Below are 482 nucleotides of genomic sequence, written 5' to 3' on the forward strand. Positions count from 1 at the left end.
CGCGATTCGCCGCCTCACCGCCGGCTCGACCGTCCTCGAATCGCACAAGGACTGCGAGCGCGTGCAGGACGCCTACTCGATTCGCTGTCTCCCGCAGGTCCACGGCGCGGTCAGAGACGCCGTCTCGCACCTCCGCGAGGCCGTCGAGGTCGAACTCAACAGCGTCACCGACAACCCGCTCGTCTTCCCGGCGGGCGCGGTGGACGAGCGCGCGCCCGGCACCGACGTGGCCGCCGGCGTCGCCGCCGGCAACTTCCACGGCGAACCGCTGGCGCTCCGCCTCGACTACGCCGCCGGCGCGCTGACCGAACTCGCGGCCATCTCCGAGCGCCGGACCGACCGGATGCTCAACCCCGACGTACAGGAGTTGTATCTCCCGCCGTTCCTGACCGAACGCAGCGGGCTCCGCTCCGGCTACATGATTGCGCAGTACACCGCCGCGGCGCTCCTCAACGAGTGTCGGTCGCTCGGTCGCCCCTCTA

The 482-nt window shown here is 71.0% G+C and carries 1 protein-coding gene; it reads left to right on the top strand.

All coding sequences use genetic code 11. The features are described from left to right. A partial coding sequence (locus DVK06_RS17450; protein WP_158600113.1) for an aromatic amino acid lyase occupies nt 1-482 on the top strand: 482 nt, incomplete at both ends.

Origin of the sequence: Halorubrum sp. Atlit-28R, from assembly GCF_003665955.1 — an archaeon.
GTDB classification, from domain to species: domain Archaea; phylum Halobacteriota; class Halobacteria; order Halobacteriales; family Haloferacaceae; genus Halorubrum; species Halorubrum tropicale.